This window comes from Serratia sp. CY40230, from assembly GCF_052168835.1.
Taxonomy (GTDB): Bacteria; Pseudomonadota; Gammaproteobacteria; order Enterobacterales; family Enterobacteriaceae; genus Serratia; species Serratia nematodiphila.
Map to the genome: position 1 here is coordinate 203,291 of NZ_JBJNLX010000004.1, position 15,555 is coordinate 218,845.

13 protein-coding genes are annotated in these 15,555 nt (G+C 59.2%); 5 read left to right on the forward strand and 8 right to left on the reverse strand.

The genetic code is table 11. From position 1 onward, the window contains the following. Positions 1–43: 43 nt before the first annotated feature. Positions 44–1,063, reverse strand: a complete 1,020-nt coding sequence (gene argF / locus ACJ8IJ_RS15615) for an ornithine carbamoyltransferase (protein ID WP_004933372.1) — start codon at positions 1,061–1,063, stop codon at positions 44–46. A gap of 162 nt (positions 1,064–1,225) precedes the next feature. Between argF and rraB the strand changes: the two genes are divergently transcribed. Then, on the forward strand, positions 1,226–1,651 hold the full coding sequence (rraB, locus tag ACJ8IJ_RS15620) for a ribonuclease E inhibitor RraB (RefSeq protein WP_004933365.1): 426 nt from the start codon (positions 1,226–1,228) through the stop codon (positions 1,649–1,651). 52 nt (positions 1,652–1,703) lie between these two features. Further along, positions 1,704–2,468 (forward strand): tRNA isopentenyl-2-thiomethyl-A-37 hydroxylase MiaE, encoded by a 765-nt coding sequence (gene miaE / locus ACJ8IJ_RS15625; RefSeq protein WP_442518778.1) that lies wholly within the window; start codon positions 1,704–1,706, stop codon positions 2,466–2,468. A gap of 15 nt (positions 2,469–2,483) precedes the next feature. Here the strand turns inward: miaE and ACJ8IJ_RS15630 are convergent, their stop codons facing one another. From ACJ8IJ_RS15630 to pepA, 5 genes are all read right to left on the reverse strand, one after another. After that, positions 2,484–4,091, reverse strand: coding sequence for a GMC family oxidoreductase (locus ACJ8IJ_RS15630; RefSeq protein ID WP_049187796.1), 1,608 nt, complete (start codon positions 4,089–4,091; stop codon positions 2,484–2,486). A 227-nt stretch (positions 4,092–4,318) separates the two neighbouring features. Continuing rightward, positions 4,319–4,822: a GNAT family N-acetyltransferase gene (locus ACJ8IJ_RS15635; protein WP_004933360.1), complete on the reverse strand. Its 504-nt coding sequence runs from the start codon at positions 4,820–4,822 to the stop codon at positions 4,319–4,321. Positions 4,823–5,021: 199 nt separating this feature from the next. Further along, a complete protein-coding gene (locus tag ACJ8IJ_RS15640; protein ID WP_049187794.1) occupies positions 5,022–7,898 on the reverse strand; it encodes a valine--tRNA ligase in 2,877 nt (958 codons plus the stop codon). Positions 7,899–7,910: 12 nt separating this feature from the next. Next, positions 7,911–8,360 (reverse strand): DNA polymerase III subunit chi, encoded by a 450-nt coding sequence (locus ACJ8IJ_RS15645; protein ID WP_033631663.1) that lies wholly within the window; start codon positions 8,358–8,360, stop codon positions 7,911–7,913. Positions 8,361–8,591: 231 nt separating this feature from the next. Next, the gene (gene pepA / locus ACJ8IJ_RS15650) at positions 8,592–10,103 is read right to left on the reverse strand and encodes a leucyl aminopeptidase (protein ID WP_004933352.1); all 1,512 of its coding nucleotides are present in this window, start codon (positions 10,101–10,103) and stop codon (positions 8,592–8,594) included. 282 nt (positions 10,104–10,385) lie between these two features. Here pepA and lptF point away from each other — a divergent pair, with 282 nt between their 5' ends. Further along, complete coding sequence (gene lptF, locus ACJ8IJ_RS15655) at positions 10,386–11,480, forward strand: LPS export ABC transporter permease LptF (RefSeq protein ID WP_004933351.1); 1,095 nt, start codon at positions 10,386–10,388, stop codon at positions 11,478–11,480. Beyond that, positions 11,480–12,550, forward strand: a complete 1,071-nt coding sequence (lptG, locus tag ACJ8IJ_RS15660) for an LPS export ABC transporter permease LptG (RefSeq protein WP_004933350.1) — start codon at positions 11,480–11,482, stop codon at positions 12,548–12,550. The genes lptF and lptG overlap by 1 nt, the downstream gene beginning before the upstream one ends. Before the next feature lie 60 nt (positions 12,551–12,610). Here the strand turns inward: lptG and ACJ8IJ_RS15665 are convergent, their stop codons facing one another. Continuing rightward, the gene (locus tag ACJ8IJ_RS15665) at positions 12,611–13,369 is read right to left on the reverse strand and encodes a DeoR/GlpR family DNA-binding transcription regulator (RefSeq protein ID WP_049187792.1); all 759 of its coding nucleotides are present in this window, start codon (positions 13,367–13,369) and stop codon (positions 12,611–12,613) included. Positions 13,370–13,558: 189 nt separating this feature from the next. On the opposite strand from ACJ8IJ_RS15665, the gene ACJ8IJ_RS15670 reads away from it, so the two are divergent. After that, entirely contained in the window at positions 13,559–14,275 is a 717-nt protein-coding gene (locus ACJ8IJ_RS15670; RefSeq protein ID WP_160125705.1) for a helix-turn-helix transcriptional regulator, read from the forward strand. Here the strand turns inward: ACJ8IJ_RS15670 and ACJ8IJ_RS15675 are convergent, their stop codons facing one another. Further along, a complete protein-coding gene (locus tag ACJ8IJ_RS15675; protein ID WP_049187813.1) occupies positions 14,276–14,920 on the reverse strand; it encodes an acyl-homoserine-lactone synthase in 645 nt (214 codons plus the stop codon). It abuts the gene before it with no gap. Positions 14,921–15,555 lie beyond the last annotated feature (635 nt).

A 15,555-nucleotide genomic window follows, 5' to 3' on the forward strand; every position in this document is an offset into this window, starting at 1 on the left:
TAGCCGCCCTGGCCGGGGGCGCCAGGGCGGTGGAGGAGGATTGTCAGAGGGTTTCGCTCAGCGTGGCGACCAGCACCGCCTTGATGGTATGCAGCCGGTTTTCCGCCTGATCGAACACCACGCTGTGCGCCGACTCGAACACCTCGTCGGTCACTTCCATGCCGCCGTGCAGATCGTACTGCTGCGCCATCTGCTTGCCGAGCGTGGTTTGGTCGTCGTGGAACGCCGGCAGGCAGTGCAGGAACTTCACGTTCGGGTTGCCGGTCAGTTTCAGCATCGCCATGTTGACCTGATACGGCCGCAGCAGCGCAATACGCTCCTGCCAGGTCTCTTTCGGTTCGCCCATCGACACCCACACGTCGGTGTAGAGGAAGTCGGCGTCTTGCACCCCTTCGGCGATGTCTTCGGTCAGGGTGAGTTTCGCGCCGGTTTGTTGCGCCAGCGCCTGGCACTCGGCCACCAGCTCCGGCTGCGGCCAGCAGGCCTTCGGCGCCACCAGCCGCAGATCCATGCCCGCCAGCGCGGCGGCTTCCAGCAGCGTGTTGCCCATGTTGTTGCGCGCGTCGCCGACGTACGCCAGTTTCACCTCGCTCAGCGCCTTGCCCGGCAGGTGTTCCTGCACGGTGAGCAGATCCGCCAGCAATTGGGTGGGGTGGAACTCGTCGGTCAGGCCGTTCCACACCGGCACGCCGGCGTGCTGCGCCAGGGTTTCTACCAGCGCCTGGCCGTAGCCGCGGTACTGAATACCGTCGTACAGGCGGCCCAGCACCCGGGCGGTGTCTTTCATCGACTCTTTATGGCCGATCTGGCTGCCGCTTGGGCCGAGATAGGTCACCTGCGCGCCCTGATCGAATGCGGCAACTTCGAAAGAGCATCGCGTGCGGGTCGAGTCTTTTTCGAAGATGAGCGCAATGTTTTTGCCCTGCAGTCGGCGCTGTTCCTGCCCCAGCTTTTTGGCCTGTTTCAGATCGGCCGCCAGCTTCAGCAGCGCCTGCAGTTCGGCGGGGGTGAAATCCATTAACCTCAGAAAGTGACGTTGGTAGAACGCATTGCCGGTGCTCATAGTCCGATTCCCTGATTGTGTAATTGAATTAAAATTCACTTTATATGTATGAATATTCAATTTCAACCCCGGCGAGGAAATCTTTCACGTTTATCGTGGAAGCAATGTCGGCGGTGTGTGAAAATAGAAGGAATGAAGGCCATTTGACTTGAGGATATAGGCATGGCAAACCGCGAATTGCTGGAAGAACAACGTGAAGAGACCCGCCTGATCATCGAAGAGCTGCTGGAAGACGGCAGCGATCCGGACGCGCTCTACACCATCGAGCACCATCTGTCCGCCGAGAAATTTGAGGTTCTGGAGCAGGCCGCCGTTGAAGCCTTCAAGCTGGGCTACGAAGTGACCGACGCCGAAGAGCTGGAAGTGGAAGACGGTTCGCTGGTGATGTGCTGCGACGTGATCAGCGAAGTCGGCCTGAACGCCGAACTGATCGACGCCCAGGTCGAGCAGCTGGTGGCGCTGGCGGAACGCTGCGGCGTCAACTACGACGGCTGGGGCACCTACTTCGAAGATCCGAACGGTGAAGACGGTGAGGATGACGAAGACGGCGATTACATCGACGAAGACGACGACGGCAAACGCCACTAATTAACCCCGCTTATTCACATGGGCCGGTTCTCGCCGGCCCCTGATAAACGCCATGACATACCAATCTCTGCTAGCCCCGATTTTAAGCTTCCTGCACTGTGAAACCCCCGACGCCTGGATCGACGCCGCGCGCCGTCCGGAAAACCTGCAGCTATTGCTGACCGACCACCTGGTATGCGAGCTGAAAGCCGCGCAGACCGGCATGTGGCTGATCCGCCGTTACGTGGCGGACAAAGAGAGCGGCGACGCGCTGTTGGCGCTACTGCGGCCCTACGAGGCGTTTCTGCACGAAGCGCAGGGCGCGCCCGACACGCTGTTCCGCCAGGGCCAGTTCACCCGCAAGATCCTGCCGAAAAACGGCTCGGCCTACGGCCAGGATCTGGCGGATCGCATGGTGCTGTTGATCAAGGAAGAGCTGCATCACTTCTCGCAGGTGCTGGAGATCATGCAGGCGCGCGGGATCCCGTATCGCAAGATCACCGCCAGCCGCTACGCCAAGGGCATGATCCGCGAGATCCGTACCCACGATCCGGCGACGTTGATCGACAAACTGATCTGTGGCGCCTACATCGAAGCGCGATCCTGCGAACGCTTCGCCAAGCTGGCGCCGCACCTAGACGATGAGCTGAACCGCTTTTACGTCTCGCTGCTGCGATCCGAAGCGCGTCATTATCAGGACTACCTGACATTGGCCGAGCAGATCGCCGGCGGCGACATCAGCGAACGGATGGCGCATTTCGGCCGCCTCGAAGCTGAACTGATCCTGTCGCCGGACAGCGAACTGCGCTTCCACAGCGGCGTGCCCGCTGCCGCCTGAGGTTGAGGCGCGCCCTTACTGCGGCGCGCCCAGCAACAGATCCACCGCCTTTTCCGCCAGCATGATGGTCGGCGCATTGGTGTTGCCGCTGGTGAGCTGTGGCATCACCGAGCCGTCGATCACCCGCAACCGTTCAAAACCGTGCACGCGCAGCTGCGGATCGGTCACCGCGTCCTGCGGCGACGGCCCCATGCGGCAACTGCCCACCGGGTGATACACCGTCTTGCAGAAGTTGCGCACGAACTCCTCCAGCTGCGCCTCATCGCGCGTCCACTCCGGCTGCGGCATCAGCAGATCTTTGATCAGCGGCTTCAGCGCCGCGGTTTGCAGAAAATCCAGGCCGAACTTCACCGCGCGCACGCTGCCGGCCAGATCGTCCGGGTGGCCGAGGTAGTTGGCGTGCAGCTTGACCGGATCGCGTGGGTTGCTGCTGCGCAGCAGCACTTCGCCACGCGCCTTCGGCTGCAGGTAGCCGACCTTGAGCGTAAAGCCGTGAATGTTCGGCAGCGGCTCGCCGGGCACGTCGTCCCAGCTGTCCAGCAGCGGCAGGAAGTGGATCTGCACGTCCGGCCGGCCGTCGCCCTGGCTGTCGGTGAAGGCGGCGCCTTCCAGCACGTTGGACGAGAGTACCCCGCTGCGAAACGCCAGCCACTGCGCGCCGTGGCTCAGCGCCTGCAGGCCGCGATCGGCGCCGAACAGGCTGATCGGCTCGCGGGTGCTGACGTTGATCGACATGTGCAGGTGGTCGTGGAAGTTTTTGCCCACCGGTAGATCCGCCCGCACCTCGATGCCCAACTGCTGCAGGTGGTCGCGCGGGCCGATGCCGGACAGCATCAGCAGCTTCGGCGAACCGACCGCGCCGGCGCTGACGATCACCTCTTTGGTGGCGCGGGCGGTCACTTCCGCGCCGCCGTTCTGGCTGTAGACCACGCCGGTGGCGACGTTGCCCTCGAAGGTCAGTCGGTGCGCCAGGGCGTTCAGTTTCACCACCAGCCGCCGTTCGTCGCGCACCGCCTTCAGGTAGGTGCGGGCGGTGCTGGCGCGCTCGCCGTTGTGGGTAGTGGTTTGGTAAAAGCCGACGCCGTGCTGGCTGTCGCCGTTGAAGTCGTTGCGATAGGGCAGGTTCAACTCCTGGCCAGCGCGGATAAACGCCATGCTCAGCGGATGGCGGTAGCGGTTCTCGCTGACCGGCAGCAGCCCGTCGGCGCCGTGGTAGTCGTCCGACAGGCTTTCATTGGCCTCGGCGCGTTTGAAATAGGGCAGCACCTCGCGGTAGCTCCAGCCGGCGCAGCCATAGCGCTCGGCCCAGTCATCGTAGTCCTGCGGCTGGCCGCGCAGGTAGATCATGCCGTTCACCGAACTGCTGCCGCCCAGCACCTTGCCCTGCGCGATCTGCATGCGGCGGTTATTGGCGTGCGGTTCCGGCTCCGTTTCATAGGGCCAGCTTTTTTTGGCGATGATCTTGGCCACCCCGGCCGGCATCTTGATGAACAGGTTATTGTCGTCGCCGCCGGCTTCCAGCAGCAGCACCCGCGCCTGGGTGCGGCGGATCAGCTGCGCCGCCAGTACGCAGCCGGCGGAACCGGCGCCGACGATGATGTAATCAAAGGTATTTTCCGACATGACAGCTCTCCGTGCGCGATTGAGATACTGGCAGAGTAACGCGGGGGAAAAGGCGGTCAATTTGCGATCGTTAATTTATTAACGAACTTCACATTAAATTTACATCGTGGTTTTTAACGTCAGTTTATCTGCTTGAAAAACGGCGTTATAGCGAGTTTTACTGATTGATTGCGATATTAATAAAAAAGGCGCAGCAAGCTGCGCCCTGATGAAGAGGCGGGGGAGGATTACAGCGTTTTCAGCATGGTGACTTCGCAATCGACGTGGCCGGTGGCGCCCATCGCGTGGTCGATGTGTTCGAAGCCCAGATGTTCGTACAGCGCAACGGCCTGCGTCAGGCTGGCGGTGGTCTCGAGGTAACAACAGCGGAAGCCGTGCTGGCGGGCGAAATCCAGCGCCTGCAGCGCCAGGCGTTTCGCCAATCCCTTGCCGCGCAACACCGGCAGGAAATACATCTTCTGCAATTCGCAAATATCGTCTGCGCCACCCTGCAGCGGCGCGATGCCGCCGCCGCCGGCGACCTGGCCGTCCACCTCGATCACCCAGTAAGCGCTGCGCGGCAGGCTGTAGAGTTGATACAGGGCGTCCAGATTGGGATCGGAGACGGTATAGCCTTTATCCGCCGTCAGGCCGTGCTCGGCGGAGACTTCGCGAATGACGTGAGCAATGGCGGGATTGTCTTCCGCCGTGATGGGGCGCACCAGCAGGCGCGCCGGGGTTGCTGTTGTCATGTTTACACTCGCCATTGAAAGAGACCACGTTCGTTTTTCATTTTTATCGCAGCGCGAAACGCGCCGGGGATTATTTCCCGGCGGCGTCCCTGCAGCAGTAATATCTTGTAATAACATCTAACCCGGCCCGGATGCAACGGCGATAAAAAAACAGCGGGGAAGACCCCGCTGTTTTCAGGCGTTGGCGTGAGCCGGTGGATTACAGCGCGGCGATGGTCGCCTGCTGTTCCTGCAGCTTCACTTTGCCTTCTTTGCAGGCCGCCAGACGATCGCGTTCTTTGGCGACCACTGCTTCCGGCGCGCGCGCCACGAAGCCTTCGTTCGCCAGCTTGCCTTCGATCGAAGCGATTTCCGCATCCAGCTTGCCCATCTCTTTGGCCAGACGCGCGATCTCGGCGTCCTTGTCGATGAAACCGGCCATCGGGATCAGCAGCTCGGCGCCGTCCACCAGCTTGGTGACGGAGACCGGGCCTTTCTCACCGGCCGGCAGCAGCGCGATGGATCCCAGGCGCGCCAGGCGGGCGATAAAGCTTTGGTTCTCCTGCACACGGCGCTGGGCGTCGGCGCTGCAGTTGCGCAGCAGCACGTCGAGCGCTTTGCTTGGCGCGATGTTCATCTCGGCGCGGATGTTGCGCACGGCGATGATGGTTTGCTTGATCCACTCCAGATCGTTCAGCGCCTGCTCGTCTTCCAGCGCGGCGTCGTAGGCCGGGAACGGCTGCAGCATGATGGTGTCTGCGGTCGTGCCGGTCAGCGGCTTCACGCGCTGCCAGATGGTTTCGGTGATGAACGGAATGATCGGGTGCGCCAGGCGCAGCAGCGCTTCCAGCACGGTGATCAGCGTGTGGCGGGTGCCGCGCTGTTCCGCTTCGCTGCCGTTGCTCACGACAGGCTTGGTCAGCTCCAGATACCAGTCGCAGAACTGGTTCCAGGTGAATTCGTACAGGATGTTGGCCGCCAGATCGAAGCGGTAGGTATCCAGCGCTTCGCGGTAGGCTTTCACCGTGCGGTTGAATTCGGCCAGGATCCAGCGATCCGCCAGCGACAGCACTTTCTCGCCGCCGTTGAAGCCGCAGTCGTGCGCTTCGGTGTTCATCAGCACGAAGCGGCTGGCGTTCCACAGCTTGTTACAGAAGTTGCGGTAGCCTTCCAGGCGCTTCATGTCCCAGTTGATGTCGCGGCCGGTCGAGGCCAGCGCCGCCAGGGTGAAGCGCAGGGCGTCGGTGCCGTGCGGCTCGATGCCGTTCGGGAACTGCTTCTCGGTGCGCTTGCGGATCTTCTCCGCCAGCTGCGGCTGCATCATGTTGCCGGTGCGTTTTTCCAGCAGATCTTCCAGCGAGATGCCGTCGACCATGTCCAGCGGATCGATCACGTTGCCTTTCGACTTGGACATCTTCTGGCCTTCGTCGTCGCGGATAAGACCGGTCATGTAGACGGTCTTGAACGGCACCTGCGGCTTGCCGTTTTCATCCTTGATGAAGTGCATGGTCAGCATGATCATGCGCGCGATCCAGAAGAAGATGATGTCGAAGCCGCTGACCATCACGCTGGTCGGGTGGAAGGTTTTCAGCGCGTCGGTCTGCTCCGGCCAGCCCAGGGTGGAGAAGGTCCACAGGCCGGACGAGAACCAGGTGTCCAGCACGTCTTCGTCCTGGGTCAGCACCACGTCGGCGCCCAGGTTGTTCTCGCTGCGCACTTCTTCTTCGCTGCGGCCCACGTAGACTTTGCCGTTCACGTCGTACCAGGCCGGGATGCGGTGGCCCCACCACAGCTGACGCGAGATGCACCAGTCCTGAATGTCGCGCATCCAGCTGAAGTACATGTTTTCGTACTGCTTCGGCACGAACTCGATTTGGCCCTGTTCGACCGCTTCCACCGCCACTTTGGCCAGCGGCGCGGTGCGCACGTACCATTGGTCGGTCAGCATCGGCTCGATCACCACGCCGCCGCGGTCGCCGTAAGGCACCGTCAGGTCGTGCGGTTTGATCTCGTCCAGCAGGCCCAGATTTTCGAAGGCGGCAACCACCGCTTTACGCGCCGCGAAGCGCTCCAGGCCACGGAACTCGGCCGGGATCTCGTTGCAGTAGTCGGTGCAGACTTCGCCCAGGGTGTTGAACACTTCCGCTTCCTGACGGATGTCGCCGTCGAAGGTCAGAATGTTGATCATCGGCAGGCCGTGGCGTTTGCCGACTTCGTAGTCGTTGAAATCGTGCGCCGGGGTGATCTTCACGCAGCCGGTGCCTTTTTCCATATCGGCGTGTTCGTCGCCGACGATGCGGATGCGGCGGCCGACCAGCGGCAGAATAATCTCTTTGCCGATCAGGTCTTTATAGCGCGGATCTTCCGGGTTGACCGCCACGCCGGTATCGCCCAGCACGGTTTCCGGACGGGTGGTGGCGACCACCAGGTAGTCTTTGCCCTCGGCGGTTTTCGCGCCGTCGGCCAGCGGGTAGCGCAGGTGCCACATGGAACCTTTGGATTCGCGGTTTTCCACTTCCAGATCGGAGATGGCGGTGCGCAGCTTCGGATCCCAGTTCACCAGGCGCTTGCCGCGGTAGATCAGATCTTCTTTGTGCAGACGGACAAACACTTCGCGCACCGCGTTCGACAGGCCTTCGTCCATGGTGAAGCGCTCGCGCTCCCAGTCCACGGAGTTGCCCAGACGGCGCATCTGGCGGGTGATGGTGCCGCCGGATTCCGCTTTCCACTGCCAGATCTTGTCGATGAACGCGTCACGGCCGTAGTCGTGGCGGGTTTTGCCTTCTTCTGCGGCGATCTTGCGCTCCACCACCATCTGGGTGGCGATGCCGGCGTGGTCGGTGCCCGCCTGCCACAGGGTGTTTTTACCCTGCATGCGCTGATAGCGAATCATGGTGTCCATGATGGTCTGCTGGAACGCGTGGCCCATGTGCAGGCTGCCGGTGACGTTCGGCGGCGGGATCATGATGCAGAAGCTTTCCTGGCTGGTATCGCCGTTCGGCTTGAAGTAACCCTGATTCTCCCAGTGATCGTACAGCTTCTGTTCGATCTGTTTTGGGTCGTATGCGGTATCGAGCTGACTGTTTGTCTTTTCCATTCTTTATCGTATTCAGTGAGTTGGCGGCGTAGCCGTGGTCAAATGGAAGCCGACGCTGCGATAGGCCTTGTAACGGTCGCGCGCCAACTGTTTCAGAGTGTCTTCGTAAGGAACGAAGTCTACCACTTCATGGAAAGCGGTAGCAAAATCGGCAAACTGCGGCAGCAGGGCGATCAGCAGATCGCGCGGGGCGTTGCCGCGCTTGCCTGGCCAGCACAGTTCCACCGGCGCGCCGTAGTGCGGCCCTTCGCCGGCCAGGTTGTGCGGCACGAATTCATGCGGCTCGCGCTGCCACAGCGCTTCGTCCAGCCGCTGGGCCTGCTCCTGGCTCTCGCAGGCGATCAGCACCCGCTTGCCGGAACGGAAGCCGTTGGCGGCAACGGCGCAGGCCACGGCCTCATGGGCGCTGAGCGCGCCTGACGGTTCCGCGTTGTCGAGCAAATAAAACGTCGCCTGTTTCATTAAGGATCCACCGCTGCCGATAAAAAAACAGGGCACAACATGTAGGTTGCGCCCTTTTTGGGAACGGAGCAGATAACTCTACCCCTTCGCTGCTGAGAGGATTATATACCCAATAGATTTCAAGTTGCAGCTAGGCGGCAAGTTCGTTCATCCCCAGGAGCTGACATCAAGTCAGTGACTGGGGTGAACGAATGCGGCCAACAACGCTGCGGCTTGAAAGATGAAGGGTATTTAATCGTCGCCGTTCAGGCCTGCACGGTTCAGTAAGAACTGCGACAGCAGCGCTACCGGGCGGCCGGTCGCGCCCTTGGCTTTACCGGAGCGCCAGGCGGTGCCGGCGATATCCAGGTGCGCCCAGGTGTACTTGCGGGTGAAGCGCGACAGGAAGCAGGCAGCGGTGATGGCACCGCCAGGGCGACCACCGATGTTCGCCATGTCGGCGAAGTTGGAGTCCAGTTGCTCGTAGTACTCGTCGGCCATCGGCAAACGCCAGGCGCGGTCGCCGGCCTGCTCGGAAGCGCCCAGCAGCTCGTGCGCCAGCGGGTTGTGGTTCGACATCAGGCCGGTGATGTGGTGGCCCAGGGCGATCACGCAGGCGCCGGTCAGGGTGGCGATGTCGATCACCAGCTCCGGCTCGAAGCGCTCGACGTAGGTCAGGGTATCGCACAGCACCAGGCGGCCTTCGGCGTCGGTGTTGAGCACCTCGACGGTCTGGCCGGACATGGTGGTCAGCACGTCGCCCGGACGATACGCCCGGCCGCCCGGCATGTTTTCACAGCCGGCCAGCACGCCGATCACGTTCAGCGGCAGGTTCAGCTCCGCCACCACGCGCATCACGCCGTACACGGTCGCCGCGCCGCACATGTCGTATTTCATCTCGTCCATGCCGTCGGCCGGTTTGATCGAGATGCCGCCGGAGTCGAAGGTCAGCCCTTTGCCTACCAGCACGATCGGCTTAGCGTCCGGATTTGGGTTGCCCTTATATTCCATCACCGACATCAATGATTCGTTCTGCGAACCGGCGCCGACCGCCAGATAGGCGTTCATGCCCAGCTCTTTCATCTGCTGTTCGCCGATGACGCGGGTGGTGATGTTGGTGCTGAAGGCGTCCGCCAGCTGACGGGCCTGCGAGGCCAGGTAGCCGGCGTTACAGATGTTCGGCGGCATGTTGCCGAGATCTTTGGCCGCCTTGATGCCGGAAGCCACCGCCAGGCCGTGCTGGATGGCGCGCTCGCCGCTGGTGAGCTCACGGCGGGTCGGCACGTTGAACACCATTTTGCGCAGCGGACGACGCGGCTCCACCTTGTTGCTTTTCAGCTGATCGAAGGTGTAGAGCGTCTCTTTGGCGGTTTCCACCGCCTGACGCACTTTCCAGTAGGTGTTGCGGCCTTTCACGTGCAGCTCGGTCAGGAAGCAGACCGCTTCCATTGAGCCGGTGTCGTTGAGGGTATTGATGGTTTTCTGGATCACCTGCTTGTATTGGCGCTCATCGAGCTCGCGCTCTTTGCCGCAGCCGATCAGCAGGATGCGCTCGGAGAGAATGTTGGGCACATGGTGCAGTAGCAGCGTCTGCCCGACCTTGCCTTCCAGTTCGCCACGGCGCAGTAATGCGCTGATATAACCATCACTGATTTTGTCGAGTTGTTCTGCGATAGGGGACAGGCGGCGCGGTTCGAAAACGCCGACTACAATACAGGCACTGCGCTGTTTTTCCGGGCTACCGCTTTTTACACTGAACTCCATGCACTCTCCTGAATCTTAAAGACAAAGGCGGACGCTACGGCTAGAATAATCGACTCCGTAACGATCTCCCGCCATTTGAGTTAACGGATTATGTTAACCTGAACGGCGTAAATTGCTCTGTTTTGGCGACTATAAGCAAGTTCCTATAGGACACCCAAACGGCTTGATGTTGTAATACTATTTTAGCTGTGAAGGTTGCCATATGATGAGAATAAATGGCGGATTAGCGATGAAATTATCGATTTTCCTGCAAAAAGACAAGTTTTCACAGGCGTAATAAGCGTGATCATCATAAGATATCTGGTACGGGAAACGCTCAAGAGCCAAATCGCCATCCTGTTCATCCTGCTTCTGATCTTCTTTTGTCAGAACCTGGTCAGGGTGTTGGGCGACGCGGTGGACGGCAATATCCCGACAAACTTAGTACTCTCTCTGCTCGCTCTGGGCGTGCCGAAGATGGCGCAGCTCATCCTGCCTTTGAGCCTGTTTCTCGGCTTGCTGATGACGCTTGGGCGGTTGTATACCGAGAGCGAAATCACCGTCATGCACGCCTGCGGGCTGGGCAAACGCACCCTGATTATCGCCGCCATGATCCTGGCGCTGTTCACCTCTGCGGTCGCGGCGGTGAACGTGTTTTGGGCCGGCCCCTGGGCCTCGCGCTATCAGGACGTGGTGGTGAACGAAGCCAAGGCCAACCCGAGCATCGCCGGGCTGGCGGAAGGGCAGTTCAAACCCTCGCAGGACGGCAACGCGGTGTTGTTTATCGGCAACGTGAAGGGCAGCACCTTTAACGACGTGTTCCTGGCGCAACTGCGGCCGAACGGCAACCAACGCCCGTCGGTGGTGGTGGCCGAGCACGGCAACATCGTGCAGCAGAAAGACGGCTCGCAGGTGGTGACGCTCGACAAGGGCACGCGTTTTGAAGGCACCGCGCTGCTGCGCGACTTCCGCATTACCGACTTCACCGACTACAAGGCGGTGATTGGCCACCGCACCGTGGCGGCGGACAACACCGAATCCGAACAGATGTCGATGCAGACGCTGTGGGAATCCGACGATCCGGACGCGCGCGCCGAGTTCCACTGGCGCCTGACGCTGGTGGTGTCGGTGGCGCTGATGGCGCTGCTGGTGGTGCCGCTCAGCGTGGTGAACCCGCGCCAGGGCCGCGTGCTGAGCATGCTGCCGGCCATCCTGCTGTATCTGATCTTCTTCCTGCTGCAGACCTCGCTGCGCTCCAACGCCGGCAAGGGCAAGCTGGATCCGATGCTGTGGCTGTGGCTGGTTAACGGCGTTTACTTCGCGATCGCGCTGGCGCTGAACCTGTGGGATACCGTGCCGATGCGTAAGCTGCGCGCACGCCTGAGAGGAGCGGCCTGATGTTTGGCGTATTAGACCGGTATATCGGTAAAACGATTTTCAACACCATCATCATGACGCTGTTCATGCTGGTGTCGCTGTCCGGCATCATCAAGTTCGTCGATCAGCTGCGCAAGGTCGGCCAGGGCGAATACACCGCGCTGAGCGCCGGCATGTATACCCTGCTGAGCGTGCCGAAAGACATCGAGATCTTCTTCCCGATGGCGGCGCTGCTCGGCGCGCTGCTCGGCCTGGGCCAACTGGCGACGCGCAGCGAACTGGTGGTGATGCAGGCTTCCGGCTTCACCCGCCTGCAGATCGCCGGCTCGGTGATGAAAACCGCCATTCCGCTGGTGCTGCTGACCATGGCGATCGGCGAGTGGGTGGCGCCGCAGGGCGAGCAGATGGCGCGCAACTACCGCGCCCAGCAGATGTACGGCGGCTCGCTGCTCTCCACCAAGAGCGGGCTGTGGGCGAAGGACGGCAACGACTTCATCTACATCGAGCGCGTCTCCGGCGACAAAGAACTCTCCGGCGTGAACATCTACCACTTCAACGATCAGCGTCGCCTGGAAACGGTGCGCTATGCGGCTACCGCCAGCTTCGAGAACGGCCTGTGGCAGCTTTCGCAGGTGGATACTTCGGATCTAACCAACCCGAAACAGGTGACCGGCACCCAGACGCTGACCGGCGAATGGAAAACCAACCTGACCCCGGACAAGCTGGGCGTGGTGGCGCTGGATCCGGATTCGCTCTCCATCAGCGGGCTGCACAACTATGTGAAGTACCTGAAGCAGAGTGGCCAGGAAGCCAGCCGTTACCAGCTCAACATGTGGAGCAAAATCTTCTCGCCGCTGTCGGTGGCGGTGATGATGCTGATGGCGCTGTCGTTCATCTTCGGCCCGCTGCGCAGCGTGCCGATGGGCATCCGCGTGGTGACCGGCATCAGCTTCGGCTTCCTGTTCTACGTGCTGGATCAGATTTTCGGCCCGCTGAGTCTGGTGTACAGCATGCCGCCGGTGCTGGGCGCGCTGCTGCCGAGCATGCTGTTCCTGCTGATCAGCGTGTATATGCTGCTCAAACGCAAGTAGCGGGGCGAACGGTAGTGAAGAAAGGCGTGGCCGCGGGGCCGCGCCTTTTTTGTTGGGGGATCAGCCGACGCTCAGCAGCGCGATGCCGGCATCCTGATAGGCCTGCGCGTCTTCCGGCAGACGATCCAGCACCAGGGTGTCGATCTGTGCAGGGGAGGCGAACTGTGCCAGCGAGGTGTTGCTCAGCTTGGAGTGATCGCACACCACGATCACCTGATTGGCATGCTCCACCATCGCGCGCTTGGTTTCGGCCAGCATGATATCGGCCACGCAGGCGCCCTGTTTCAACGACAGCGCGTTGGTGCCCATAAACGCCTTGTCGATGTTTAGCGTATCCAGCAGTGAACGGCCGTTGATGGCGACTGCGCAGTGATAGCCCTTTTTGACGATGCCGCCCAGCAAGATGATTTGGATAGACTCGACGTCCTCCAGACTCTTGGCGATCATGAAATCGTTGGTAACCACGGTCAGGTTGCGCTTTTGGCGCAAATGGCGAGCGATCTGCAGGGTGGTGGTGCCGGTGTCCAGCACGATGATATCGCCGTCTTCCACCAGGCCGGCGGCCAGTTGACCGATCTGCTCCTTGGCGTTGAGGTTCACCTCTTCACGCTGATCGGAACCGACCTCAAAGCTGGCGCGGGTGCGCAGAATGGCGCCGCCATGGGTGCGCGTCAGCATACCGGCGTCTTCCAGAATGCGCAGATCGGTGCGGATGGTGGCGCCGGAGACGTTAAAGCGCGAGCTCATTTCCCCTACGGAGAGCTTGCGCTTCTCCTTGAGAATGGCGAGAAGTTTTTCCTGGCGCTCTTCTGCGAACATGCTCACTCATTCACTCCTGACCGGCACAATGGATGTGCGGCTAATATACCTTGCACATCGGCCGCAGGCAAAGCAGCTTGCCGGCTGCCGCAGCCGGACTGCCCGTAGAAGAATGTGAAGGTTACGGCGCGTCGATCCTTTTTGGTATAGTCTACCCAGCAGCGTATTGGGTAGCGGGGCAGGCAGTTAATGGAATATGAAGAGAATATCAGTCACATTATCAGCAAGCATCTGGAAGCGGCATTAGGCGATTTCGGCGAGCTTATCTGGGCCTACGTGGTGTTATCCAAGAAAGATATGTCATGTATCTTTGGCGTCACCAATTATCCCGGTGAATGGGTAAAGCAATATAAAGAGCAAGGGCTACAATATACCGATCCGGTAGTCATTACGGCGCTCAATCGTCTGACGCCTTTTGCCTGGGATGAGAATCTGATGGCCGGTACCGGCTTCCGCTTTTCTGAGTTGTTCGAGCAAGCACGCGAATTCGGCGTAGCCGACGGCTATACCTTCGTGTTGCATGATTTTAATAATAATCTAGTGACCCTTTCCTTTACCCTCGCTGCCGAGCGCAAGGCGGAAACCATGCAGATGCTGAATCAGCATAAAGGCGATATTTCGTTGCTGCTGGCATCGACCCATGAGATGTATTTGACGCTGACTTCGCTGTCCGAAAAAAACACCGCGCGCCAGGAAAAAAACGCCCGTTTTACCGAGAGAGAAAACGAGATCCTCTATTGGGCCAGCGTAGGGAAAACCTACCAGGAAATGGGCATGATCCTGGGGATCAAAACCTGCACCATCAAGTTTCATATGGGGAACATTGTCAAAAAGCTGGGGGTGGCGAATGCCCGGCATGCTATCCGTTTAGGGATGGAACTTCAGCTGATTAAACCGGTGGGGTGATTAGAACGCAGGTTCGTCGCTCAACGGCCAGGCGTTTAGCATGTGCTCGTCTTGCGTATTCAACTTTTTGAATATTCTGTTTTTTAATGCCTCCTGGCTCTGACGATCAACGTGGCCCAACAGCAAATGAACGGGCTCGTTCTTTTCCGATATGCCTGTTTTCAGCAGCGTGACGTTCCAGCCGGAGCTTTTGATGATATGCAACATAGGATGGCTGGAGACGGCCAGTATGCCGTCATAGCCGTGTTGCCGCGCATAGTTGATCAGCGACAAGAACAGCGCCAGAGTTACAGGGAACCGGCGACCCAGCAGTGATTGGGTTCTTTCTTTATCGACGAAAAAGCGTGTGGATTCGATGAAATTCCCTTCTGGAATGACGATGTCATGAAAGAAAGAGGAAAATGCGCTGTTTAGCATATTCTTGTGTTTCATATCAATCATCCTGGTACCACAAACTATCATGTTGTCCTTTACGCCAAATATATAGTTTGTCTTATCATTATCAAACTCATCCAGCTCCTTGCCGTCTGAACAGTTCACGGCCCATTGCAGCCTGTCTTTAAAGACATTTTTCCTTAAAACATAAAGATCTGCTGATTTTTCGGTGCTCATTGATGCGTAGTTGGTGCTGTAAATATTAAACATAATGTTACCTTTGAATAAATTAAGATAAATAACTTTATCCAGTAACATCAGAGAAGTTTCACTACGAGCATGCCGGTGCGTGAGAATGATAAGGCTTTTTAAGCGATCGGCGCTAACCTTATTATGCCGTGCGGCGAGGCAGTTTAAGGGCAATGGAACGGTGAACACAGCAGGCCGGCGAAATTGAACGGCTTGGCCGATTAAATACAGGAGAGGATTCCAGAATTGCTATCATGGGCTGCCCGGCCTCGTCTGCCATGGCGAAATATTAACTGGTGATTTTATAATGAATGGAGTCTTAATTATTTTAATAGTGAATGGGTGATATTTTCCTACTGAAGATTTGCCGATAAGGCATGACTTCCTCGTCCCGCAGAGAAATAAGCGTGAAAATGGCGGCCAGTGTGATTTCTACAGTATGCCTCGGGCCTTTATTCCTGCGTGACCAAGTCCGATCTTAAAAAATATCTGATAGAGATCACATTATTGTAATGACAGGAACGGTGCTATTTCGTGATGGTTCTGCGGGTATGTTGGGCTGCTATGTGAAATGAGCAATGTGTGGTGGTTTTGATAGAACGCCGTGGCGGCTGGGATACAGAGTGAAAAATAGTGCTAGCACCCGATTTCCGCTA